General features: G+C 31.2%; 25 protein-coding genes, 1 tRNA gene and 1 riboswitch. Of the genes, 6 read left to right on the top strand and 20 right to left on the bottom strand.

Features of this window, described 5'->3' with window-relative positions; all coding sequences use genetic code 11:
• The 3 genes from ACKTTC_RS05455 to ACKTTC_RS05445 all read right to left on the bottom strand — a co-directional run bounded on the left by ACKTTC_RS05455 (window position 1) and on the right by ACKTTC_RS05445 (window position 1,708).
• Window positions 1–58: transfer RNA gene (locus ACKTTC_RS05455), tRNA-Lys, on the bottom strand.
• A gap of 136 nt (window positions 59–194) precedes the next feature.
• On the bottom strand, window positions 195–959 hold the full coding sequence (locus tag ACKTTC_RS05450; RefSeq protein ID WP_408038784.1) for an ABC transporter ATP-binding protein: 765 nt from the start codon (window positions 957–959) through the stop codon (window positions 195–197).
• Between the two features lie 8 nt (window positions 960–967).
• Window positions 968–1,708 (bottom strand): MlaE family ABC transporter permease, encoded by a 741-nt coding sequence (locus ACKTTC_RS05445; protein ID WP_408038783.1) that lies wholly within the window; start codon window positions 1,706–1,708, stop codon window positions 968–970.
• 146 nt (window positions 1,709–1,854) lie between these two features.
• Here ACKTTC_RS05445 and pafA point away from each other — a divergent pair, with 146 nt between their 5' ends.
• Window positions 1,855–3,507 (top strand): alkaline phosphatase PafA, encoded by a 1,653-nt coding sequence (pafA, locus tag ACKTTC_RS05440; RefSeq protein WP_408038782.1) that lies wholly within the window; start codon window positions 1,855–1,857, stop codon window positions 3,505–3,507.
• Between the two features lie 47 nt (window positions 3,508–3,554).
• Here the strand turns inward: pafA and ACKTTC_RS05435 are convergent, their stop codons facing one another.
• From ACKTTC_RS05435 to ctlX, 3 genes are all read right to left on the bottom strand, one after another.
• The gene (locus ACKTTC_RS05435) at window positions 3,555–3,896 is read right to left on the bottom strand and encodes a hypothetical protein (RefSeq protein ID WP_408038781.1); all 342 of its coding nucleotides are present in this window, start codon (window positions 3,894–3,896) and stop codon (window positions 3,555–3,557) included.
• A 326-nt stretch (window positions 3,897–4,222) separates the two neighbouring features.
• Window positions 4,223–4,570 carry a hypothetical protein gene (locus ACKTTC_RS05430; protein WP_408038780.1) on the bottom strand — a complete coding sequence of 116 codons (348 nt, stop codon included), beginning with the start codon at window positions 4,568–4,570 and terminating at the stop codon, window positions 4,223–4,225.
• A gap of 140 nt (window positions 4,571–4,710) precedes the next feature.
• The gene (gene ctlX, locus ACKTTC_RS05425) at window positions 4,711–5,646 is read right to left on the bottom strand and encodes a citrulline utilization hydrolase CtlX (protein ID WP_408038779.1); all 936 of its coding nucleotides are present in this window, start codon (window positions 5,644–5,646) and stop codon (window positions 4,711–4,713) included.
• A gap of 88 nt (window positions 5,647–5,734) precedes the next feature.
• Here ctlX and ACKTTC_RS05420 point away from each other — a divergent pair, with 88 nt between their 5' ends.
• On the top strand, window positions 5,735–6,547 hold the full coding sequence (locus ACKTTC_RS05420) for a hypothetical protein (protein ID WP_408038778.1): 813 nt from the start codon (window positions 5,735–5,737) through the stop codon (window positions 6,545–6,547).
• Window positions 6,548–6,748: 201 nt separating this feature from the next.
• Here ACKTTC_RS05420 and speB read toward each other — a convergent pair whose 3' ends face one another.
• A complete protein-coding gene (gene speB, locus ACKTTC_RS05415; RefSeq protein WP_408038777.1) occupies window positions 6,749–7,525 on the bottom strand; it encodes an agmatinase in 777 nt (258 codons plus the stop codon).
• Between the two features lie 159 nt (window positions 7,526–7,684).
• Here speB and ACKTTC_RS05410 point away from each other — a divergent pair, with 159 nt between their 5' ends.
• A complete protein-coding gene (locus tag ACKTTC_RS05410) occupies window positions 7,685–8,041 on the top strand; it encodes a hypothetical protein (protein WP_408038776.1) in 357 nt (118 codons plus the stop codon).
• Window positions 8,042–8,044: 3 nt separating this feature from the next.
• Here the strand turns inward: ACKTTC_RS05410 and ACKTTC_RS05405 are convergent, their stop codons facing one another.
• The 9 genes from ACKTTC_RS05405 to thiS form a co-directional block, all read right to left on the bottom strand.
• A complete protein-coding gene (locus ACKTTC_RS05405) occupies window positions 8,045–9,097 on the bottom strand; it encodes a ThiF family adenylyltransferase (protein WP_408038775.1) in 1,053 nt (350 codons plus the stop codon).
• 27 nt (window positions 9,098–9,124) lie between these two features.
• Complete coding sequence (locus tag ACKTTC_RS05400; RefSeq protein ID WP_408038774.1) at window positions 9,125–9,529, bottom strand: hypothetical protein; 405 nt, start codon at window positions 9,527–9,529, stop codon at window positions 9,125–9,127.
• A gap of 54 nt (window positions 9,530–9,583) precedes the next feature.
• Entirely contained in the window at window positions 9,584–10,693 is a 1,110-nt protein-coding gene (gene thiH, locus ACKTTC_RS05395; protein ID WP_408038773.1) for a 2-iminoacetate synthase ThiH, read from the bottom strand.
• Between the two features lie 107 nt (window positions 10,694–10,800).
• Window positions 10,801–11,568, bottom strand: coding sequence for a thiazole synthase (locus ACKTTC_RS05390; protein WP_408038772.1), 768 nt, complete (start codon window positions 11,566–11,568; stop codon window positions 10,801–10,803).
• A 5-nt stretch (window positions 11,569–11,573) separates the two neighbouring features.
• The gene (gene thiE, locus ACKTTC_RS05385) at window positions 11,574–12,224 is read right to left on the bottom strand and encodes a thiamine phosphate synthase (protein ID WP_408038771.1); all 651 of its coding nucleotides are present in this window, start codon (window positions 12,222–12,224) and stop codon (window positions 11,574–11,576) included.
• A gap of 3 nt (window positions 12,225–12,227) precedes the next feature.
• Window positions 12,228–12,992, bottom strand: a complete 765-nt coding sequence (locus ACKTTC_RS05380; RefSeq protein WP_408038770.1) for a hydroxymethylpyrimidine/phosphomethylpyrimidine kinase — start codon at window positions 12,990–12,992, stop codon at window positions 12,228–12,230.
• A 46-nt stretch (window positions 12,993–13,038) separates the two neighbouring features.
• A complete protein-coding gene (locus tag ACKTTC_RS05375) occupies window positions 13,039–13,641 on the bottom strand; it encodes a thiamine phosphate synthase (protein ID WP_408038769.1) in 603 nt (200 codons plus the stop codon).
• Between the two features lie 78 nt (window positions 13,642–13,719).
• Complete coding sequence (gene thiC, locus ACKTTC_RS05370) at window positions 13,720–15,579, bottom strand: phosphomethylpyrimidine synthase ThiC (protein ID WP_408038768.1); 1,860 nt, start codon at window positions 15,577–15,579, stop codon at window positions 13,720–13,722.
• A 25-nt stretch (window positions 15,580–15,604) separates the two neighbouring features.
• Window positions 15,605–15,808 carry a sulfur carrier protein ThiS gene (gene thiS, locus ACKTTC_RS05365; RefSeq protein ID WP_408038767.1) on the bottom strand — a complete coding sequence of 68 codons (204 nt, stop codon included), beginning with the start codon at window positions 15,806–15,808 and terminating at the stop codon, window positions 15,605–15,607.
• Window positions 15,809–15,870: 62 nt separating this feature from the next.
• Window positions 15,871–15,966: riboswitch (TPP riboswitch) on the bottom strand.
• 167 nt (window positions 15,967–16,133) lie between these two features.
• On the opposite strand from thiS, the gene ACKTTC_RS05360 reads away from it, so the two are divergent.
• The 3 genes from ACKTTC_RS05360 (at window position 16,134) to ACKTTC_RS05350 (ending at window position 17,599) form a co-directional block, all read left to right on the top strand.
• Window positions 16,134–16,754 (top strand): hypothetical protein, encoded by a 621-nt coding sequence (locus tag ACKTTC_RS05360; protein ID WP_408038766.1) that lies wholly within the window; start codon window positions 16,134–16,136, stop codon window positions 16,752–16,754.
• 35 nt (window positions 16,755–16,789) lie between these two features.
• Window positions 16,790–17,221, top strand: a complete 432-nt coding sequence (locus tag ACKTTC_RS05355) for a hypothetical protein (protein ID WP_408038765.1) — start codon at window positions 16,790–16,792, stop codon at window positions 17,219–17,221.
• Window positions 17,222–17,311: 90 nt separating this feature from the next.
• Window positions 17,312–17,599, top strand: a complete 288-nt coding sequence (locus tag ACKTTC_RS05350) for a hypothetical protein (protein WP_408038764.1) — start codon at window positions 17,312–17,314, stop codon at window positions 17,597–17,599.
• Between the two features lie 163 nt (window positions 17,600–17,762).
• Here ACKTTC_RS05350 and ACKTTC_RS05345 read toward each other — a convergent pair whose 3' ends face one another.
• The 4 genes from ACKTTC_RS05345 to carA form a co-directional block, all read right to left on the bottom strand.
• A complete protein-coding gene (locus ACKTTC_RS05345) occupies window positions 17,763–18,716 on the bottom strand; it encodes an arginase (protein WP_408038763.1) in 954 nt (317 codons plus the stop codon).
• Window positions 18,717–18,815: 99 nt separating this feature from the next.
• Window positions 18,816–20,102 carry a citrate synthase gene (locus ACKTTC_RS05340; protein WP_408038762.1) on the bottom strand — a complete coding sequence of 429 codons (1,287 nt, stop codon included), beginning with the start codon at window positions 20,100–20,102 and terminating at the stop codon, window positions 18,816–18,818.
• Window positions 20,103–20,336: 234 nt separating this feature from the next.
• Window positions 20,337–21,626 carry a phosphopyruvate hydratase gene (gene eno / locus ACKTTC_RS05335; protein ID WP_408038761.1) on the bottom strand — a complete coding sequence of 430 codons (1,290 nt, stop codon included), beginning with the start codon at window positions 21,624–21,626 and terminating at the stop codon, window positions 20,337–20,339.
• 104 nt (window positions 21,627–21,730) lie between these two features.
• A complete protein-coding gene (gene carA / locus ACKTTC_RS05330) occupies window positions 21,731–22,840 on the bottom strand; it encodes a glutamine-hydrolyzing carbamoyl-phosphate synthase small subunit (RefSeq protein WP_408038760.1) in 1,110 nt (369 codons plus the stop codon).
• Between the last annotated feature and the right edge of the window lie 62 nt (window positions 22,841–22,902).

Below are 22,902 nucleotides of genomic sequence, written 5' to 3'. Positions count from 1 at the left end.
GCTGGGGCTCGAACCCAGGACCCTCTCCTTAAAAGGGAGATGCTCTACCAACTGAGCTACCCGGTCATTGTTGTTGTGCTTTCGTTAAGCGGTTGCAAATATAGAAAGGTTTTACATTTTGACCAAATAAAAAATGAAGTTTTTTTAAATTATTTTTCGTCTTTTTTTTAGCTCTCTAAAAACCAACATTTTACTCATTCATCTTTTAAATACGCTTCTCTTACTTTTTTGAAAAGATTTGAAGAATACACAAAATTCACGACTGCTTCATTATCTGTTTTAAAGATTTCTTTGCTACTTCCCTCCCATGCTTTTATTCCATTTTTTAGAAAAACAATCTTATCACCTATTTCCATCACCGAATTCATATCATGTGTATTTATTACTGTTGTAATTTGATATTCTTCCGTAATCTCTTTAATTAGGTTGTCTATTAATATAGAAGTGCTAGGATCTAAACCTGAATTTGGTTCATCACAAAACAGGTATTTAGGATTCATTACAATTGCTCTAGCAATGGCTACACGTTTTTGCATTCCTCCAGACAATTCTGCTGGTAATTTTTGATTTGAATTCTCCAAGTTTACCCGTTTCAATACAAAATTGGCTCTATCAAGCATTTCTTCTTTTGTTTTCTGTGTAAACATCTTCAAAGGAAAAATTACATTTTCTTCAACATTTAAAGAATCAAACAAAGCACTTCCTTGAAATACCATTCCTAATTCTTGACGGAAATTTCTCTTTTCTTCAATTGTCATTTCCGTATTTACTTTTCCGTTATATACTATAGTCCCCTTTTCTGGAACATGAAGTCCAAGTAAGCTTTTTAGAAAAACGGTTTTTCCTGCTCCACTTTGTCCAATAATTAAATTCGTTTTCCCAGCTTCAAAAGAAGTTGAAATTCCTTTTAACACATCGGTATCTCCAAAACTTTTGTGTATATCTTTTACTTCAATCATATATCTATCTACGTTAATAACATTTGTGTTAGGAAATAATTTGCAATTACAATAATTACAATGGTCCAAACTACAGATTGTGTACTAGCTTTTCCTACTCCTAGAGATCCTCCTTTTACATAATAACCATGATACGATGGTACCGTAGCAATAATAAATGCAAAAATTACTGTTTTAATAAGTGCGTATACAATTAAATATGGATCGAAATCGTATTGAATTCCAGAAATATAATCTGCCTCAAAAAACATGTTTGTTGCTTTTCCAGCTGCCCAACCTCCAAAAATTCCAAGAAACATTCCTAAGATGATTAGGAAAGGATAAAATAAAACTGTAGCAATTATCTTAGGTAACACCAAGTAGTTTAATGAATTCACCCCCATAATTTCTAAAGCATCAATTTGCTCTGTTACACGCATACTTCCTATACTAGATGTAATGTAAGATCCTACTTTCCCTGCTAATATGATAGAACAGAAAGTAGGTGCGAATTCTAAAATAATAGAACGTTTTGTTGCAAAACCTATTAACATTTTTGGTATTAATGGATCGCTAATATTTAAGGCCGTTTGTAAAGCTATTACTCCACCAATAAAGAACGATATAAAACCAATAATCCCAATTGATTTTAATCCAAGTTGCTCTATTTCACGAAAAAGAGCATCCCAAAAAACTCTAAATTTTTGAGGCGCTTTAAAAACTTGACCAAGCATCATAAAATATTTCCCAACATGCTCGAAATAATTCATCTAATTCTTTTTTATACTGCTAAAGTACTAAAGAATATTTACTTGTATATATAGTTTTATAAGATTAAAAAATCATTAACATAGTAGAATTATTTATTTAAAATTTAGCGTATTTATTTACCTTTGATCACTTAATTTTTTCAAAAATGAAATTTTTCACAAAAATATATCTATGCGCTTTATTTCTAGTATTCTCTGGTTGTAAGGCTCCACAAAAACAACATAAAACACCTGCTAAAAAATCTAAACTAGTTGTGGGTATTGTTATAGATCAAATGCGTTATGATTACTTAGTGCGTTTTAGTAGTAAATATGGAGACGGAGGTTTTAAAAGGTTATTAAAAGGTGGATTTTCTTTAGAAAATGCACATTATAATTACATTCCTACTTATACAGCCGTAGGTCATACGTCAATTTTTACAGGAACTACTCCAGATAATCATGGAATTATTGGTAATCATTGGTACGATAAATTTGATAAAAAGTTTATTTATTGTGTTGATGATAATAATTATAAAACTGTTGGAAATGATGGTGATGGTGGTAAGAAATCTCCTTATAGAATGTACACAACTACTATTACAGATCAGTTAAAATTAGCTCAAAATATGCAAGGTAAAACGATTGGAATTGCTATTAAAGATCGTTCTTCTATTTTACCTGCTGGACATACGGCTAATGCTGCTTATTGGTTTGATGGTGGTAGCCAAGGACAATGGATTTCTTCTACATATTACATGAATACTTTACCTGAATGGGTAACCAACTTTAACGCTTCTGGCAAAGCAGATGCTTATTTACAACAACCTTGGGAGACTTTATATGATATTTCTACATATACTGAAAGTATTGTAGATGATAATAATTTTGAAGAAACGTTTAAAGGTGAAGAAAAACCTGTATTTCCTCACGATATTCCAGCATTAAGAAGCAAGAACAACAACTATAGTATAATTAAAGCAATTCCAGCAGGGAACTCTTTAACTACAGATTTTGCGAAAGCTGCCATAGAAGGAGAAAATTTAGGAAAAGGTGAATTTACTGATTTCTTAACCTTGAGTTATTCTTCTACAGATTATGTTGGACATCAGTTTGGAGTTGCTTCTAAAGAAATTGAAGACACTTATATACGTTTAGATAAAGACTTAGAAAATTTCTTACAGTTTTTAGATGAAAAAGTAGGAACAGATAATTATACTGTTTTTCTAACTGCAGATCATGCTGCTGTACAAGTTCCTTCGTATTTAAAATCTGTAAAGATTCCTGCAAATTACTTTGCTAGTAAGTCTTTTGAAGAATTTGCAAATAAAGTAATCTTAGATAAATTTAAAATTGCTAATGCAGTTGAAAATTTTTCAAACTTTCAGGTTTTCTTAAATAAAAAAGCTATTGAAGCAAAAAATATAACTGTAGATGAAGTTGCTAGTTTTCTAGTAAACGAGGCTATTAATTATAAAGGAGTCTATAAAGCTGTAACTGCTAAAACTATGCAGTCTGGTTATTTTTATGATGGTATTTTAAGTTCTTTACAACGTGGATATAATCAGAAATTATCTGGTGATGTATTATTAATTCCTAATCCATCTACCATTAGCTATCCTAAAAAAGGATCGACACATGGATCTGGTTACTCTTATGACACCCATATTCCTCTTATATTTTATGGTAATGGTATTGCTACAGGAACTTCTAAAGAAGCTTACAAAATTATAGATATTGCTCCTACACTAGCCAATTTACTTCAGGTAGAATTCCCGAATGGGTGTACTGGTAAAATTATTGGAGAAGTTTTAGAATAGTTACAATATTATTTAAACTAAAAAAGAGCACTCGCTGTGCTCTTTTTTTATTGCTTTTCTTTTTTCGGGGATGTTTCATCATGACATTCTGTTTCTTTAAAACATTTTTCTGCCACTGGCCTTCTCTTGCTTCTAAAACGTAATTTTTTTCTTTTCTTAACAAACTTATCTAAGTTGTTCATCGTAAGAATTTCTTTATTCAACTTAGGCATATCTTTTTTAGCCTCTTTACTCATTTTCTTTTTTGGAATTCGAATTGAGTTTAAATCATTCGTTTTTTCTCCTATAAATTCAACGTTGTTTTGTGTTACTACGTTTTGTGCTGTTGCTTGTTGTATTCCTATAAATAGAAAAAGTACGATTGGTAAAAGTTTTATATGTAAATTCATTTGATGCTCTTTTTAAGTTTAACTTAGGTTATCCTAAATTATATGTATGTTAAGTCTCCTAATCTCCACTTTCTTTACAGTCTTTTTATTAAAAATTTGTTAAAGCTATTATTTTAACAAAACTCATAAATTATCTTTATAGCGAAATAAGAATCGTAAATTATTAGAACTCTATTTCAGGAGCTTCCTGTTTTATACTTTAAAAGTAATTTTTAAGTATGAATATCAATAAGTGCTTTCGATGAATCTATTATTTTTTAAGCTCAATGACTCTTTTTTATCCATAAAAAAAGGCTACTCATAATGAGTAGCCCAACATTCCCCTTTTACTTTCCTTTCTTTTCATTAGAGTCGCAATTTTTTGCTGACTCTTTAAAGCACTTCTTCGATAGTTTCCTTTTCTTTCTAAATCTTAATTTCTTTTTTCTCTTTAGAAGTTTTTCTATCGCGGTTATATCTTTTTTATTCTGTATTCGTTTTACTTTCTTAAGTTTTGGAGTAACCTTAGATTCTATAGAAGGTACTTTTATTGAATTTAAACTTTCTGAATCATTATTTTCATCAATATATTCAACTCCATTTTCTACAATTACATTTTGTGCGGTAACTGTACTCACTAGTAATGAGAAAAATATGACTGCTACTATTTTAAATCTATTATTCTTTGCCTTCATTTTACAAATTGATTACATCTATTAAGACACTTCTTTTTTTGATAGGTCACATCTTATTTAGAAATAATTTCAAACACTAACATACAAACCCGTTTTTCAATAAAATAAAACAAAAAAATCCGCTTTTAAGCGGATTCAATTTATTGTTTTGGTAAAAAAACCTCTGCCATCATACATCGGGCGCTTCCACCTCCACATCCTTCTATGACATCTAAGGAATTTGATATAATTTTACAGTGTTTTTCTATTTTCTTAATTTGTTCTTGTGTTAAAGAATCATATGCTGCTTGACTCATTACTAAAAATCTTTCTCCATCCTTTCCTTGTACTTGTAGCATATTTCCAGCAAAGTTATTTACTTGTACTTCGGTAATATCTATTACTTCTTTCCCGTCTGTTTTTAAATGCTTTACAACATTTTTACGCTCTTTCTTATCATCTATAGAAGCTAAACAAATTACAGCAAATGTTTCTGCTAAACACATCATTACATTGGTATGATAAATAGCTTTACGATCTCCATTTACTGTTTGATTTGCAGTAAAAACTACTGGAGTATATTCGAAGTCTTCGCAAAATTCTATAAATAATTCCTCGTCTGCACGTGGAGATAATGCGCAATATGCTTTTTCATTTGCCCTATCTAAAACGATACTTCCTGTTCCTTCTAAGAATATATCTTCTTCTTCTGCCGATGTATAATCTACTACATTCTCAATTACAAATCCTTCCTCTTCTAACCTATCTAAAACCTCTTCTCTTCTTTCAGAACGTCTATTTTCAGCAAACATAGGATATAAAGCTACTGTTCCGTCTTGATGAAATGAAATCCAATTATTTGGAAAAATAGCATCTGGAGTATCAGTATCTTTTGTATCAGAAACTACAATTACATTTACACCAAAACTTCTTAGCTTTTCAACATAATTATCAAATTCTTCTTGTGCTTTTGCATTTACTGTAGCAGGCAACACATTCTCTAAAGTTTTTTGATAATAATTGTTTACAGCCGTTTGTTCATTCATCCTAAAGTTAACAGGACGAATCATTAATATGGTATTGGTTGTTTGTCGCATTATGCGAAAGTAAAAAACTTCATCATTTTTTTTGCATCAAAAATGATTTCATTTACTTTTGCAACCATTAAAAATTAAAAAATTAACTATGAAAATTATACAAAAAGCCTCTTTGCTTTTATTATTCGTTTTTGCATTAATCTCATGTGACTCATCTAGCAATGACCAAGAAATAGTAGGTGAGCAATCAGGAGACATTCAATTAAGTTCTTCTGATTTTGATATTGAAGTTATTGGTGATAAATTTCAATATAACCAACAAACATTAAACGTTAAGAATTTAACAAACCAGGTAGCTATTACAAATGTAAAATGGTATATCAATGGTATTATAAATGACTCTTCTTCTCAATCTTCTTTAGATGTCAAATTTGATGATTATGGAACTAATGAAATATTAGCTATTTTATCATTGAGTAATAGCCAAATAATTGAAATAAGAAAAGAAATAAATATTACCGAAAAACCGCACTCAAAAGCTACTATTATTGGAGTAGCAATTACTGGTATTAGTGGTCATATTCTTAGCGATTTCCAGTACCACTCAAATGGAGGTTCAACTTTAATTTCGTTACAATCTAAGTTTGTTATTTCTAACATTCATGATGGAACTATTTATGAAATTTCTGACGAAAACTTCATAAATAATAGAACAAGAGATTTTGAAAATATAATTTGGGAAAAAACAGATGGTTTTTATACTCTAAAAATCTTTGAAGATGGCAATTCTGATGATACTGTCAAAATAACTTTTTATGGACAAAATATTGAGTTAGGAAGACCTGAAGCCCGAATAGCATCAGATATTATTTCTTTAAATGATTATCGAATTGTAAAACCTCGAACAATTGATTTTACTTCTCAAGGTATCACATACAAATTAGCTGTAATCTGGGAATAAAATATAATTTATATATAACAAAGTTTTAAAACGTAAAAGCAATATCAAAAAAAAATGATATTGCTTTTTTTGTATTAGAATATCTTGGCAGTGTATTTAGTAAGATACTATTTAATCAACTTTTATTGCCTATAGTAATTACATATAAATATTACTCTTCAGATTAGAAACGTTATCTTAAAATACATCATTGAAAATGATCTATAACATTTTCGCAATGATTTCCTTCATCATTTTTGCAGCTAAAAAAGCCGTCATACTTTGAAAGTCTCTTTCAGGATTATACTCAACAATATCTGCACCAACTACCTCTGTATTTATATTATGAATTAAATTAATTACTTCTCTTGAAGTTAAACCGCCTGGCTCGTGATGCGAAACTCCTGGGGCAAAAGCAGGATCGAACCCATCCATATCTAGAGAAATATATAACGGGTTTTTAAACTCTGGAATCGCAGCTATATCTAGATTTTTCATTTGATGGATTTCTACATTAAATTTTTCCGCTTGTTCAGCTTGATGTGTATTTAATGTTCTAATTCCCACCTGTACCAATCGTGCTGCAAATCCATTTTCCATTATTCGAGCAAACGGACAAGCATGAGAATGTTTATCTCCTTCATAATTATCGTATAAGTCTGCATGCGCATCTATATGTAAAATATCTAATACAGGATATTTTTTATGAAACGCTTTTATAATTGGATATGTAATGGAATGGTCTCCGCCCAAGGTAAACACTTTTGAACCAGAGTCTAAATGTTTTGTTGTGAGTTTTTCTATGTCGAAATACTCTTCAATTTCAAAATCTCCTTTGTCTTCTACATTAGAGTTGTCTATTGAAATTAAATTTTCTGAAAACATATTGGCAGAACCACATGTTAATGCTTCTCTTATTAAAGGTGGCGCTAATCTCGGTCCTTTTTGATACGATGACTTATCATCGAATTGTATTCCTTGTATAAAAATTTTCTTCATTGTTTTATGGTTGGTAGTTAAAAATAGAAACTTCGTTCGTAATATTATTCAACTCATTAAAAATACTTAGATAGACTCATAAAAGAAAAACTAAATTAAGACTTAGAATAATCATAATTTATAGAGCAATATCTTTGCCTTTCTTTAATAATATAGTTTATGACAGCAGTTGATTTAGTTGGAGAATATTCTATTATAGGTTCTAATCAAGATGAAAGTGATCAAAATTATAGAGGAGTTTTATCTCTTACTTTAGATGAGAATCATAGAATCATTGCAAAGTGGTTAATCCATAATGAACAGGAACAGTATGGAACTGGCTTTTTTAAAGACAATATTTTAGTAATTAATTTTACTTACAATGATGAAGAGGCAGCTATTTATAATGGTGTTGTTGTATACAGATGCTTAACTAAAGATATTTTAGATGGTTTTTGGTCTGAAGAATACGGTGACCCTAAATTTCTAGGCACTGAACGTTGTTTTAGAATTCAAGATTCAATACAACATTCATAGAATCTACATTAAACCATTTTTTAAGTTTATAAAACTTCCTTTTAATTCTTGCTCCTGCAAAAACTCTATAGCCTTTTGGCTACGCATTCCTGATTTACAATACACAACTACAGGTTTGTCAGTTTTTATTTCTTGGTAGCGATGTGGCAATACTCCCAGTGGTATATGTTGCCCTCCAATATGATGTTGCTTTCTTTCCCAATCTTCACGAACATCTAATAAATTATAAGCAGTCTTACTTGTTTCATACTCTTCTATAGTAATTTCATTTTCTATAATCGTTACTCCACAAAAAGCTTCATAATTTTCTGCAAGTTCTGTTATCTCGGCTCTTTCAGTTTTTGTATAATTTAATAATAATTGTCGCATAGACAATACATCAAACACTAATAATTTATTTGCTAAAACTGTTCCTAGTCCGCAAATTATTTTTATAACTTCATTCGCTTGTAAACTTCCTATAATTCCAGGAAGCACTCCTATCACTCCTATTTCAGAACAGTTTGGTACATCTTTTGGATTTGGTGGTGTTGGATATAAACATCGATAGCTTGCACTCTCTTTATAATTGAATACAGTTACTTGCCCTTCAAACTTAAATATAGAACCGTACACTAAAGGTTTACCTGTTAAAATTGCCGCATCATTTGACAAATATCTTGTCTGAAAATTATCACTTCCATCAACTATAATATCATAGTTTTTAAATAATGAAATGGCATTATCTTTCGTTAACAATTCTTTATACACTTGAAAGTTTACAAATGGATTTAATTGTGATAATCGTTCTGCTGCAATAACTGCTTTAGATTCTCCTACATCATTAACTGTATATAATATTTGGCGTTGTAGATTTGTTTGATCTACGGTATCATTATCTATTATTCCAATTGTTCCAACTCCTGCTGCTGTTAAATATTGAAGAATTGGACAGCCTAATCCACCAGCGCCAATTACTAAAACTTTCGCTTTTTTAAGTTGTAATTGACCTTTTTCTCCAACCTCTTCTAAGATAAGATGACGATTGTATTGCTTCTGCTCTTCTTTAGTTAACATTAAGTTTATTATTGATGAAAATTCACTTTATTTTTTACGTAACTCTTCTATTTCATTGAATAGTTTTTCGGTATCAGCTTTATTATCCAAGTTCACGATAATCTTTTCTGGTTTTTCCGTAGTAATTATTAGATAAGGCGGATTATTTGAATTGATTAATAAATGGGAAACTCCATACTGTTTAAGTTCAAAATTTCCTTTTAATACATCTCCAGAACTAAATCCGTCTGTTTTTGTGATAATTTCTGGAATTGTATCTGATAATTGAATTGCAAGAATATCAGAAATCGGTAAATCTATACCATACATCCCCGTTATTTTCACTTTATTATCAGATACTGTTGCTTTAGAGGGGGAAGAACCATACATAATAACACCTGCAACTAGTAAAAGAACTATGATAGTTACAAAAAATCTTGATTTAGGTTTCATATTTTCTTTTTAGGTTAATTTTTTGCTTTTCTTTCAAATTAATGAACTACTAAATTAACTAAAATGTTCCCAATCTTTCCACACTACTTCTAACCCTTGGTTTTTTAACATTTGAGCAACTTCTTCAGTAGAACGTTCATCAGAAATTTCAAATTGTTCTAATGATTGTGGTTCAACTGCATATCCTCCCGGATTCGTTTTCGATTCAGCACTGATTGAAGTAATTCCTAATTTTATAATATTATCTCTAAACACTTCACTTTCTCTTGTAGAAATAGACAGTTCTACATCTTCATCTAATAATCTATATGCACAAATTAACTGAACTAAATCTGTATCAGTCATTTCAACTTTAGGTTCTAAACCTCCAGAATGAGGCCTTAATCTAGGAAATGAAATGGAATATTTTGTTTTCCAATAATTCTTCTGAAGATATTTTAAATGCAATGCTGTATAAAAACTATCGGCTCTCCAATCTTCCAAACCAAATAAAGCTCCTAATCCTATTTTATGAACACCTGCTTTTCCTAACCGATCTGGCGTATCTAATCGATAACTAAAATTAGACTTCTTACCTTTTGGATGATGTTTTTTATACTCTTCTTTATGATAGGTTTCTTGATATACCAACACTGCGTATAATCCGTTTTCTATCAACAATTCGTATTCTTTCTGGTCTAACGGCTGTACCTCTATAGTAATATTAGAAAAATGAGGTTTGATAAGTTTTATTGCATTGTTTATATACTCTACACCAACTGTTCTATTAGCTTCTCCTGTGACTAACAAAATATGATCATATCCTTTTTCTTTTAAAAAAGCTACTTCTTGTAAAATCTCTTCATCTGTTAGTGTTCTTCTAGGAATTTTATTCGTAAAGCTAAACCCACAATACGTACAAATATTTTGACATTCATTGCTGAGATACATTGGCGCATACATTTGAATCGTATTTCCAAATCGCTTTTTAGTAAGCTGATTACTCAATTGTGCCATTTGCTCTAAATAAGGTTTTGCAGCAGGAGAGATTAATGCTTTAAAATCTTCCAAATCTCTCTTTTCTGTTACCAAAGCTCTTTCAACATCAATAATTGTTTTTGAGAGTATGTCCTCTAGAATGGTATCCCAATTATAATGCTCAAATATTTTTCCGAAAGTATTCATTACTTCTTTGTATGATTCTTTTTACTCTGATTTGTCATTACGAATAAAATAAAGCAATTTACCCATATAGAGATTACTTCGTCATTTTTCCTCGTAATGACGAAAATTTAATTCAAAAATGATGTCAATGGACTACTTGCTTCTGCATGTTTTTTAATCGGAGCAAGCTTTGCTTCGTATGCTATTCTTCCTGCTTCTACTGCCATTTTAAATGCTTTTGCCATTGCTACTGGATTTTGAGATACTGCAATAGCTGTATTTACTAAAACTGCATCTGCTCCAATTTCCATAGCGTGCGCTGCATGAGATGGAGAACCAATTCCTGCATCTACCACTACTGGTACATTTGATTGTTCTATAATAATGTCTAAAAACTCTAATGTTTTCAATCCTTTATTACTTCCAATTGGTGCTCCTAAGGGCATTACACATTGTGTTCCTACTTCTTCTAGTCGTTTACATAAAACAGGATCAGCATGGATATACGGCATTACTACAAATCCTTTTTTCACTAATTCTTCAGCTGCTTTTAAAGTCTCTATAGGATCTGGTAATAAATATTTTGGATCTGGATGAATTTCTAATTTTACCCAATTTGTTTCTAAGGCTTCTCTAGATAGTTCCGCAGCAAAAACTGCTTCTTTAGCATTTCTAACTCCTGAAGTATTCGGTAACAAATTTATGTGCTGATGATTTAAATGTGTTAAAATATCATCCTCTTCATTCTGTACATCTACTCGTTTTAAAGCAACTGTTACTAATTCGCTTTTACTTTCTAATAATGCATCACGCATTAATTCAGAAGAGCTAAATTTTCCCGTTCCGGTAAACAATCGTGATGTAAATGTTTTGTCTGCTATTTGTAATGAGCTCATAATAATTAGTTGTTATTATCTAATTTAAAAACTTGTTCTTGAGAACTTCCAGCTTTTAAAACTTGATGAAATTTCGAAATGGAATTAAAATCTTTAGTTATTTCTCCAGACACAGCAATACCATGAATATTTGTTTTTAACAATTCTGAAACATCTTCTAAAACAATTCCTCCAATAGCTATTATTGGTGTTTCTGTATTTAATGTTTCTACTATTACTTTGTAACCTTCTAAACCTAATATTGGACTTAAATTTTTCTTTGTGGTTGTATATTTGAAAGGCCCTAAACCAATATAATCAACCTCTTTTTCTAACAAAGTTTGACAATCTTCAAGTGTATTGGCTGTACCACCAATAATGAATAAGTTTCCTAAGTATTCGCGTACCACAGCAGGACAAGCATCTGTTTTTCCTAAATGTACTCCATCTGCTTTTACTTGTTTAGCTATTTTATAGTAATCGTTAATAATTAATCTTGTTTGAAAATGTCCTGTAATTTCCCTAGCTTTTTGAGCTGTTTTTAATACAATAGCTTCCGATTCATTCTTCAACCTAAGTTGTACCCATTCTGCACCTAATGTGCATGCACTTTGAATATGTTGTAAGTGTTCTTCTGGGGTTTCTCCCTGTGATATATATTGTAATTTGCTTATCATTTTTTAGTAGTTGTGATATCCTAATAATGTTTTATTAGAGCTCAATATTGTTTCAACGTATCGCTTTCCTTTATAGCACGATTTTAATAGTGGATATTTCAACGCGATATAACTTGCTATTGCTGATGATAATACACATCCACTACCGTGCTTTTCGTAATACGAATTTCTTTTAGGTTTGAGTGCAAATCGTTTTCCTTCTTGGGTATATAATTCATCTACTCCTATCTTTTCTGTTTTATGTCCTCCTTTTAAAAACAGATTTGTTTTAGATTGTATATGAATTATAGTTTCTTCGATCGATTTATCTTGATACAAGTTTTGAATTTCTTGGTAATTAGGAGTAATCAAATAAATTTTCTTTAAAATTTCATCAAAGCTTTCTTCAAATGTTTTTTTAGAAGATTCTTCATGAAAATCAAATGCCGTACTAGATTTTAATACGGGATCTAACACAATTTTACATGAAGCATTTTTTGTTTTGATAACATTCAGAATCATATTTAAAACAGACCAATTTTCTACAATTCCGATTTTAACTACATCGATTTTAAAACGATCGAACAAAATATCTATCTGTTCTTTTATAATTTCTACTGGTGTCCAATAACATTTTGAAAAAGAAATATCGTTTTGAACTGTATTTGCAGTGCAAACAGACAGCCCGTAACATCGTAAAGCTTCAAATGTTTTTATATCTGCTGTTAATCCTGCTCCACTTGATGGATCGAATCCTGCAATTGTTAATATGTATGGTCGTTGTTTCATTATTTTCTTGTCATTACAAGTGAAACGATCGTCTACTTTGAAGAGATTACTTCATCGTTTCCTCCTCGTAATGACGTTTTATTTCTTTAAAACTTTCTATTGGATTTTCTGTATTCCAAACGCCTCCAAGAATTCCGATTCCTCCATATCCTAACTTAAATACTTCTGGAATGGTTGTTTTATTCACCCCTCCCATTCCTACAATTGTCTTATTAATTTCGTTAACATCAAAACCTCTTCCTTCGTATCCTTTTTTAGATATTGATGAAAAAACTGGGCTCAACAAATAATAATCAAAATTGATTTTACAGTCATTCAAAACTTCAGGTTCGTGAAAAGAACTACTTACCTTATAACCATCTGATTTATGATTTGCTACATAAGTTCCTAATTCATCTCCTAAATCGATTCTTGGTTGTTCTTGAATATGAATTCCTTTTAATCTAAACTCTACACATAATTCATGGTATTCATGAATCATAATTCTCTTGTAAAATTTATTTTCTATTTGTCTTAACAATTCTCTATAGCTATCAATTGTAAAAGATGGTTTTCTCAAATGCAACACTTCTAAACCATTTGTAAATAGTTGGTTTAAAAGCGCTGCTTCATTTGTTATTTCTTGTTCTGAAGTTAATACTATCAGCATATCTTGTTTTCAATGTTCAAATACCAGTAAACAGTTATCTCTTTTTTGATAACAGTGTACTGATCGTTATTTATTATTCTATAAATATACTTCTGATCCTTTTTCTTTAAATTCTTCTGATTTAGCCTTCATTCCTTCAGCAATTACATTTGCTTCTTCTAAATCTTTTTGAGCTGCATAATCTCTCACTTCTTGCGAAATCTTCATTGAACAGAATTTTGGTCCACACATAGAACAGAAATGCGCAATCTTAGCTCCTTCAGCAGGTAACGTTTCATCGTGATATTCTCTGGCTAACTCTGGATCTAAACTTAAATTAAACTGATCTTCCCAGCGGAACTCAAAACGTGCTTTACTTAATGCATCATCTCTGTGTTGTGCACCTGGATGTCCTTTTGCTAAATCTGCTGCATGCGCTGCTAATTTATACGTTACAACTCCAGTACGTACATCGTCTTTATTTGGCAATCCTAAATGTTCTTTTGGAGTTACATAACACAACATAGCTGTACCATACCATCCAATCATTGCTGCTCCAATTCCTGAAGTAATATGATCATATCCTGGAGCAATATCTGTTGTTAAAGGGCCTAATGTATAAAAAGGAGCTTCTCCACAAGCTTCTAATTGCTTATCCATATTCGCTTTAATCATATGCATTGGAACATGTCCTGGTCCTTCAATAAAACATTGCACTTCGTGTTTCCACGCAATCTTCGTTAATTCTCCTAAAGTTTCTAATTCTGCAAACTGCGCTTCATCATTCGCATCTGCAATACAACCTGGACGTAAACCATCTCCTAATGAGAAAGCGACATCGTACGCTTTCATAATTTCACAAATCTCTTCGAAATGTGTATATAAGAAACTTTCTTTATGATGGGCTAAACACCACTTTGCCATAATAGATCCTCCACGAGAAACAATTCCAGTTATACGTTTTGCTGTCATTGGAACATATGCTAAACGTACTCCTGCATGAATTGTAAAATAATCTACTCCTTGTTCTGCTTGTTCAATTAAAGTATCTCTAAATATTTCCCAAGTTAAATCTTCTGCTACTCCTTTTACTTTTTCAAGTGCTTGATAAATTGGGACGGTTCCTACTGGAACTGGAGAATTACGGATGATCCATTCTCTAGTTTCATGAATGTTTTTCCCGGTAGATAAATCCATAATATTATCTGCTCCCCAACGACATGCCCAAACAGCTTTTTCTACTTCTTCTTCAATAGAAGATGTTGTTGCAGAGTTTCCAATATTTGCATTAATCTTCACCAAGAAATTACGACCTAATATCATTGGTTCTGCTTCTGGGTGATTGATATTTGAAGGTAACACTGCACGCCCTCTTGCTATTTCATCTCTTACAAATTCAGGAGTAATTTTTTCTGGAATATTAGCACCAAAATCTTGTCCTAGGTGTTGCTTAGACAAACGTGTCATTTCATCTATACGCTGATTTTCACGAATTGCCACATATTCCATCTCTGGAGTAATCATTCCCTGTTTTGCATAATGTAACTGAGTTACATTCTTTCCTTTTTTAGCTCTATACGGTTTATTAAGATGATTAAATCTTAAATGATCTAAACGTTCATCATTTAAACGTTCGTTACAATATTCAGAACTAAATTTATCTAATTGTTCTACATTTCTTCTATCTAAAATCCATTGCTCACGAATACGTTCCAATCCATTATGAATGTTAATTTCTTTTTCTGGATCTGTATATGGTCCTGATGTATCGTACACTGTCACAGATTCATTAGGTGTGCGTTTTTTAGTCATTGAATCTACTGTATCATTCAATGTTATTTCACGCATAGCAACTTCTATCTGCGGATGTAATTTCCCTTTTACATAAATCTTATTAGAGTTTGGAAAAGGTTTTCTTGTTATACCATTTTGCTTTGGAGCTGTATCTTTTTTCTTCATTATTATATGTTATCTTGTTAGTTAATTATCCTCCTTGAGTTGATCTAATGATTAATACATTATCATTATTTGATAGCTTAAAACTTTCCCAATCTGTTTTTTTTACTATATCGTTATTAATAGCAATAGCAATACCGTTTGATTGAATTTTTAATTCATCAAGTAATTGGTTAATATTAGTTTCTTTTGAAAAAGTTTTGGTTGTGTCGTTTACTTTAATTGTTATCATAAAAACATATTCAGTAAACTTTAGAAGAAAAATAGTATACCTGTATAATTACAGATATATATGGTATTAAGATTACTTTTCCCTACGTTGGTCTTAACCAAATCAGGTTCTAAGGATATTTCTCAAACTAGTTTAACTAGCTACTCCTAAAGTTTATGTGACAAATATAAGAGAATATTTTTCAATTATTCCTTATTGAAAAACATTCTTGATTTAATTCTATACACTTATGCTTTTTTTAAACACTCTCATTACACTCATTTAATTCTCAACCAATTAATAAAGTAACTTTATAAGTACCAACAATCTAAATATTCCTAAGATAATGGACTATATTAAACTAAACTTTATCAATAGATCTAATGACACTAATAATAGCCAAGTTGTTATTTTTCAAAAGAACGTAGCGCAAAATTTTGATGAGATTCCTATTGCTTGGACAGTTATCAAAAATTGTGGTAGACTTGATAATCATCCTTTTAATTTTCCATTAAGTTTTCATGTATCTGCAAGTGATTCTTATGGAAATTACACTCCTCAATTTCAAGCTTTCAATGGACAAGCTTTTGAAATGATCAAGGACATGTCTGGTGATGTTTTACAATTATCTTCAACTCCGGCAGTAAGTGCAAATGAAGTAGAAGTTCGAAATAATTTAACTAATGGTGCTATTGACGCTAATTGCTATAAAGATGGAAAATTATTAGCTAAAAAAACAGGGGTAGCTCCTGGACAAAAAGCTTCTTTTGAGTTTCTTTCTAGGATTTATATCGGTGTTGTTTCGCAAATTGAAGAAGGAGAAATGATGAATTCTGCTATCATTTCTCAAATAACTACTTCAATCAACTTATCTGGAATTACAAGTGCAGATATTGTCATGACTGGGGGCGGACCAGGGAAAAACGCTACACCTTTCCTTTTTACATTAGAAAACATTAATAAATAATGCTTTTTTCAATTCATTCATCTTAAAAATAAACAATGAATAATATAGATAACAAAATTTGGTATTCTGGTAATTGGAGACAGAAAAATAATGATACAATTCCCTATAATGGTATTAAAATCAAAGCCACTCCTCATTATAATAACTCAAATGAGTTAGATTCAGTTACTGCTATTGTAATCGACTTTACAAAAGTACCTGATGGAGTTTCTAGTACTGTACAACTTAGTACAACTGGAACTTGGTATGACATTTCTATTCCTATGGATGATAGTACCGAGCCTCCACAACCAAATAATGATTTTACTGTAATAGGTATAGACTCAGCTGATGATTTAGGAAAATTACAGTTATACTTGACTACTACAGGTGTTTATCTACGCGTTCAATTCCAATATGGTCTAAAACATGCAAGACATCAGGAATTAGGATTCATTTTACAATTTGATGTATCTTTAGAAAGATAGGAACACTTAAAAAATATTATAGCATACATAATTTTACATGGGGGCGGAGGTATTGAAGTTTAATTAGAAATTAACCTTAAACCATACATCATGTCAAATCAAACTTTATCAAAACAGACATTAGTAGGCGGCTGGACCACTTACGAATCTTTAACTATAGTAGATAGAAAAGTTTTTAACGAAGCTACTAAAAATGGGAAAATTTTAGGTGTAAATTATACTCCTGAAAAAGTTGCTACACAAGTTGTAGCAGGGATGAATTACAGATTCAAATGTGATGCATCCTTATCTCCTTCAGAAGTTATATGGCAAGCTATTATTGTAATTTACCAGCCATTGGATGGAAAAGCTCATATTGTTTCTATTACTAGATTATAAGTGTAACTAACAAGTTCTCTTTAAACAGAACTTTCATTTTTTTTCTAAAGTTATCTTCTAAAGAAGAGTATTTCATCTTTGAAGCCATCTAGACTTTTTATAAAAACAGAAAGGTTATCTAAATATTTAGATAACCTCTTCTCTTATTTACAGTATTTATTTTTTAAATACTTTCTATTTTTTTAGTTACTTCGTCTAAGATATCAAATGCTGTTTCTGCCATTTTATTTCCTTTAAAATCTAATAAAGGGTTTACTTCTACAAACTCTAAGCAAGCTACTTTGTTACTATCAAGAAGACGGCTAATAATTGCTACAATTTCTTTATCATCAAAACCTTTAGGAACTGGTGTACCTGTACCATAAGAGATCATATCACAGTCCATTGCATCTACATCAAATGAAACATAAATAATATCACAATTTTTGAGTTTTTGAAGTGCCTCATCAACACATACTTCTAAACCTCTATAACGTACTTCTGCTACTTTATAATTTTTGATACCATATTTTTCCATTTGTTTATCTTCTGGCTCCTCTGTATCTCGAACTCCAAAGAAAATAATATCTTCTGGCAATACCTTCTGACCTGGAACTGCTATATTCTTCATACGTTCCCAGTATTCAGTAGTTTCACGGTCTACTTCATTAACTTGACAATCTAAATTGTCATCATTAATGGCTGCACCTAATGGCATTCCGTGTGTATTTCCCGAAGGAGATGTATATGGTGTATGTAAATCTCCATGTGCATCGATCCAAACTACTCCTACTCTTTTTGTTGGAAAAGCTCCTTTTACTCCGCTTATAGTTCCTAATGCCGAAGAATGATCTCCAGATAATACAATAGGAAATCTTCCTTCTTGTAAATTTACTTTTACGTGATTACTTAATCTTTTACATTGATTAAAAACACTTTCTATTTGCTTTCCAAAAGAGTTTTTTACTTTATTATAAATAGATTCATTTTCAGTAATTACATCCTCAAACTCATACCTATTAAAATAATCGTTTTCTTTATTAATTGCAGCAATTTCGATAGCATCGATCCCCATGTCTGATCCACGAGTTCCTGCTCCAATATCTGATCTATTTTTAATTAGTTTTATTTGTTTCATATCTGGCTGAATTTAATCAGTAATAAAATATGTAATAAATTCAAAAAAAATGTCATCCTGAAAGAAAATCAGAATGACATTATATCATTTAAAAGAGTTTTATCTCTTATTTATCTTTACGAAAGGACGGTAGTTCTCACCTATATAAACTTGACGAGGTCTTCCGATTGGTTCTTTACGCAAACGCATTTCTCTCCATTGTGCAATCCAACCTGGTAAACGCCCTAAAGCAAACATTACGGTAAACATCTCTACTGGAATACCTAATGCTCTATAAATAATTCCTGAATAGAAATCTACATTTGGATATAATTTACGCTTTACGAAATATTCGTCGTTTAACGCTTCTTGCTCTAATCCTTTTGCTATTTCTAAAATTGGATCGTCGATTCCTAAATCATCTAAAACTTCGTCTGCTGCTGCTTTAATAATTCTCGCTCTTGGATCAAAGTTTTTATAAACTCTATGTCCGAATCCCATTAAACGGAATGGATCATCCTTATCTTTAGCTTTAGCCATGTATTTTTTAGTATCTCCTCCATCTTCCTTAATTGCTTCTAACATTTCTAATACTGCTTGATTTGCTCCACCATGTAATGGTCCCCATAATGCAGAAATTCCAGCAGATAATGAAACAAATAATCCGGCATGAGAAGATCCTACTATTCTTACTGTAGATGTAGAACAGTTTTGCTCATGATCTGCATGTAAGATTAATAATTTATTTAAAGCTTCTTTTACAATTGGGTTAATCTCATAATCTTCGTTAGGCTTTTCAAACATCATTGTCATAACGTTTTCAACATAACTTAATTTACGAGAACCATAGTTTAATGGTAATCCTTTTAATTTACGCATTGACCATGCAACTAATACTGGGAATTTTCCCATTATTTTTACAATTGCATTATACATTTCATCTTCAGACTCTATATTTACAGATGAAGGGTTAAATGCTGTTAATGCTGATGTTAATGAAGATAAAACTCCCATTGGATGTGCATTCTTTGGAAATGCATCAATAATTTTCTTTATATCATCGTCTACAATTGCATTATCTAAAATATCATTGTAAAATTTATCTAGTTGATCTTGCGTTGGTAATTCTCCAAAAATTAATAAGTAAGAAACTTCTAAAAAGCTTGCTTTTTCAGCTAGTTCTTCAATAGCATAGCCTCGGTAACGTAATACTCCTTCTTCTCCATTTAAGAAAGTAATTCCACTTTGACAAGAACCTGTATTTTTGTAACCTGGATCAATCGTAATTACTCCACCAGTAGCACCTCTTAAAGTTTTCACATCTATTGCTACTTCCTTTTCTGTACCTTGTACTAGCGGAAATTCATACGTATTTTCTCCTATTTGTAACTTTGCTATATCTGACATTTTTTATTTAAATTTTTTTATAGTTTAAATCTGCACGAAGATACCATTTTTTGAAGTATATAAAAAATCTTGGTATGTTGTTTTTGAATATCAAAAAATTATATATGAATAATTATAACTTATATAGAATCCTCCTTTTTCTATGGTTAAAAACATGTGTTTATCCCTAGATTAGAAATAAAAAAACTCGTAGTAATTACTACGAGTTTTTTTATTTCTAATAAGCTTATTTACTTATTTTATTTTAAAAGCATTTTGTTGTGGATAATATCCTACATCTTCTAACTCTTCTTCAATACGTAATAATTGGTTGTATTTAGCCATACGATCTGACCTTGAAGCAGAACCTGTTTTAATTTGCCCTGTATTTAATGCAACTGCTAAATCTGCAATTGTATTATCTTCAGTTTCCCCTGAACGGTGACTCATAACTGAAGTATATCCTGCATTATGTGCCATATTCACAGCTGCAATTGTTTCTGTTAATGTACCAATTTGGTTTACTTTAATTAAAATAGAATTAGCAATACCATTTTCAATACCTCTAGAAAGACGCTCTACATTTGTTACAAATAAATCATCTCCTACTAACTGTACTTTATCTCCTACAATTTCTGTTAAGTATTTCCATCCTTCCCAGTCATTTTCATCCATTCCATCTTCTATAGAAATAATTGGATACTTTTCAGCTAATTCTGCTAAGTAATCTGCTTGTTCTTTACTTGTACGAACTTTTCCTGTTTCTCCTTCAAACTTCGTATAATCATACTTACCGTCTACATAGAACTCTGCAGCAGCACAGTCTAAAGCAATCATTACTTCATCTCCGTAAGAATATCCAGCATTTTTAACAGCTAATGCAATTGTATCTAAAGCATCTTCTGTACCTTCTAAAGTTGGCGCAAAACCTCCTTCATCTCCAACGGCTGTAGATAAATTTCTATCATGAAGTACCTTTTTAAGATTGTGGAAAATCTCAGATCCCATTTGCATTGCATGCGTAAAGTTTTTTGCTTTAACAGGCATTACCATAAATTCTTGGAAAGCAATAGGTGCATCTGAATGAGAACCTCCATTAATAATATTCATCATTGGAACTGGTAATGTGTTTGCACTTACTCCTCCAACATATCTATATAATGGCATTCCTAATTCGTTTGCTGCTGCTTTTGCAACTGCTAATGAAACTCCTAAAATTGCATTTGCTCCTAAGTTTGATTTGTTAGGTGTTCCATCTAATTCAATCATCATTTGATCGATTAGGTTTTGTTCAAAAACAGAAGTTCCTAACAATTCTTGAGCTATAATTGAGTTTACGTTTTCTACTGCTTTCGCAACTCCTTTTCCCATATAAGCATCACCACCATCTCGTAATTCAACTGCTTCATGCTCTCCTGTAGAAGCTCCTGAAGGCACAGCTGCTCTACCTAATACTCCATTTTCTGTAGTTACATCTACTTCAACAGTTGGGTTCCCTCTCGAATCAAAAATTTGACGTGCATGAATGTTGATAATAATACTCATTTCTTGTATGTTTTTTTGTTATTTGTTAGTAGCTAATTTACAAAGGCTACCTTATAAAAAATTATTTTTTAATTATTTTCTACGAAATCGTTTTCAGTTTTCTCTTAACTTTTAACGGCTTTTATATTCTCTATAAACTGATCAAATAAATATTCTGAGTCGTGAGGTCCAGGACTTGCTTCTGGGTGATATTGTACTGAAAATACGTTTTTACTTTTCATCTTGATTCCAGCTACGGTATCGTCATTTAAATGTAAATGTGTAATTTCTACATCTGGATGTGCTTCAGTTTCTTCTCTATTAATTGCAAATCCATGATTTTGAGAAGTAATCTCTCCTTTTCCTGTCTCAAGGTTTTTTACTGGATGATTAATTCCTCTATGTCCATTATGCATTTTATACGTTGATATACCATTTGCTAATGCAATTACTTGGTGTCCTAAACAAATTCCAAATAATGGTAAATCTTTTGCTATTACTTCTTTTGCTAATGCTTGCGCTTCGGTTAACGGTTCTGGATCACCAGGTCCATTTGAGATGAAATAACCATCAGGATTCCAAGCTGCTAATTCGTTGAACTTTGCATTGTATGGGTACACTTTAATATAAGCATCTCTCTTTGCTAAATTTCTTAAGATATTCTTTTTAATCCCGATGTCTAATGCAGCAATTTTATAGGTTGCGTTTTCATTACCTACAAAATATGGCTCTTTTGTAGACACTTTAGATGCTAATTCTAGACCTTCCATGTTTGGTGTATTAGCCAACTGTTCCTTTAAAGCATCTATATTTTCAACATCTGTAGAAATAATTGCATTCATAGCTCCATTATCTCTAATATATGAAACTAAAGCACGTGTATCTACATCTGAAATTGCAACTAGATTGTGTTTTTCAAACCAATCTTTTAAGTTTCCATCTGAATCTATTCTTGAATGTTCAAAACTAAAATTTCTACAAATTAACCCTGAAATTTTTATTCCTTCAGATTCTACTTCTTCGTTATTTACACCATAGTTACCAATATGTGCATTGGTAGTTACCATTAACTGACCAAAATACGACGGATCTGTAAAAATTTCTTGATAACCTGTCATACCAGTATTGAAGCATATTTCTCCAGTTACGGTACCTTCAATCCCTATAGACTTCCCATAAAAAATTGTTCCATCTGCCAGTAACACTAGGGCCTTTTTTCTTGTTGTATATTTCATCTGTTGTATATGTATGGACTTGAAAAGTTTGTCAAAAATAGTTTAAAAAAAAAGGATAAACG

The organism is Tenacibaculum amylolyticum (assembly GCF_964511145.1).
GTDB classification, from domain to species: domain Bacteria; phylum Bacteroidota; class Bacteroidia; order Flavobacteriales; family Flavobacteriaceae; genus Polaribacter; species Polaribacter amylolyticum.
The sequence above is the reverse complement of the archived record's forward strand: the minus strand, read 5'-3'. Positions and strand labels throughout refer to the sequence as shown.

Coding starts and splice junctions, on each gene's coding strand:
- ACKTTC_RS05375 (WP_408038769.1), bottom strand. CDS start 13,641: ATGCTGATAGTATTAACTTCAGAACAAGAAATAACAAATGAAGCAGCG.
- ACKTTC_RS05420 (WP_408038778.1), top strand. CDS start 5,735: ATGAAAATTATACAAAAAGCCTCTTTGCTTTTATTATTCGTTTTTGCA.
- thiC (WP_408038768.1), bottom strand. CDS start 15,579: ATGAAGAAAAAAGATACAGCTCCAAAGCAAAATGGTATAACAAGAAAA.
- ACKTTC_RS05355 (WP_408038765.1), top strand. CDS start 16,790: ATGAATAATATAGATAACAAAATTTGGTATTCTGGTAATTGGAGACAG.
- thiE (WP_408038771.1), bottom strand. CDS start 12,224: ATGATAAGCAAATTACAATATATATCACAGGGAGAAACCCCAGAAGAA.
- ACKTTC_RS05445 (WP_408038783.1), bottom strand. CDS start 1,708: ATGAATTATTTCGAGCATGTTGGGAAATATTTTATGATGCTTGGTCAA.
- ctlX (WP_408038779.1), bottom strand. CDS start 5,646: ATGCGACAAACAACCAATACCATATTAATGATTCGTCCTGTTAACTTT.
- carA (WP_408038760.1), bottom strand. CDS start 22,840: ATGAAATATACAACAAGAAAAAAGGCCCTAGTGTTACTGGCAGATGGA.
- ACKTTC_RS05390 (WP_408038772.1), bottom strand. CDS start 11,568: ATGAGCTCATTACAAATAGCAGACAAAACATTTACATCACGATTGTTT.
- ACKTTC_RS05345 (WP_408038763.1), bottom strand. CDS start 18,716: ATGAAACAAATAAAACTAATTAAAAATAGATCAGATATTGGAGCAGGA.
- ACKTTC_RS05400 (WP_408038774.1), bottom strand. CDS start 9,529: ATGAAACCTAAATCAAGATTTTTTGTAACTATCATAGTTCTTTTACTA.
- ACKTTC_RS05350 (WP_408038764.1), top strand. CDS start 17,312: ATGTCAAATCAAACTTTATCAAAACAGACATTAGTAGGCGGCTGGACC.
- ACKTTC_RS05405 (WP_408038775.1), bottom strand. CDS start 9,097: ATGTTAACTAAAGAAGAGCAGAAGCAATACAATCGTCATCTTATCTTA.
- thiS (WP_408038767.1), bottom strand. CDS start 15,808: ATGATAACAATTAAAGTAAACGACACAACCAAAACTTTTTCAAAAGAA.
- thiH (WP_408038773.1), bottom strand. CDS start 10,693: ATGAATACTTTCGGAAAAATATTTGAGCATTATAATTGGGATACCATT.
- pafA (WP_408038782.1), top strand. CDS start 1,855: ATGAAATTTTTCACAAAAATATATCTATGCGCTTTATTTCTAGTATTC.
- ACKTTC_RS05380 (WP_408038770.1), bottom strand. CDS start 12,992: ATGAAACAACGACCATACATATTAACAATTGCAGGATTCGATCCATCA.
- ACKTTC_RS05430 (WP_408038780.1), bottom strand. CDS start 4,570: ATGAAGGCAAAGAATAATAGATTTAAAATAGTAGCAGTCATATTTTTC.
- ACKTTC_RS05360 (WP_408038766.1), top strand. CDS start 16,134: ATGGACTATATTAAACTAAACTTTATCAATAGATCTAATGACACTAAT.
- ACKTTC_RS05450 (WP_408038784.1), bottom strand. CDS start 959: ATGATTGAAGTAAAAGATATACACAAAAGTTTTGGAGATACCGATGTG.
- eno (WP_408038761.1), bottom strand. CDS start 21,626: ATGAGTATTATTATCAACATTCATGCACGTCAAATTTTTGATTCGAGA.
- speB (WP_408038777.1), bottom strand. CDS start 7,525: ATGAAGAAAATTTTTATACAAGGAATACAATTCGATGATAAGTCATCG.
- ACKTTC_RS05410 (WP_408038776.1), top strand. CDS start 7,685: ATGACAGCAGTTGATTTAGTTGGAGAATATTCTATTATAGGTTCTAAT.
- ACKTTC_RS05435 (WP_408038781.1), bottom strand. CDS start 3,896: ATGAATTTACATATAAAACTTTTACCAATCGTACTTTTTCTATTTATA.
- ACKTTC_RS05340 (WP_408038762.1), bottom strand. CDS start 20,102: ATGTCAGATATAGCAAAGTTACAAATAGGAGAAAATACGTATGAATTT.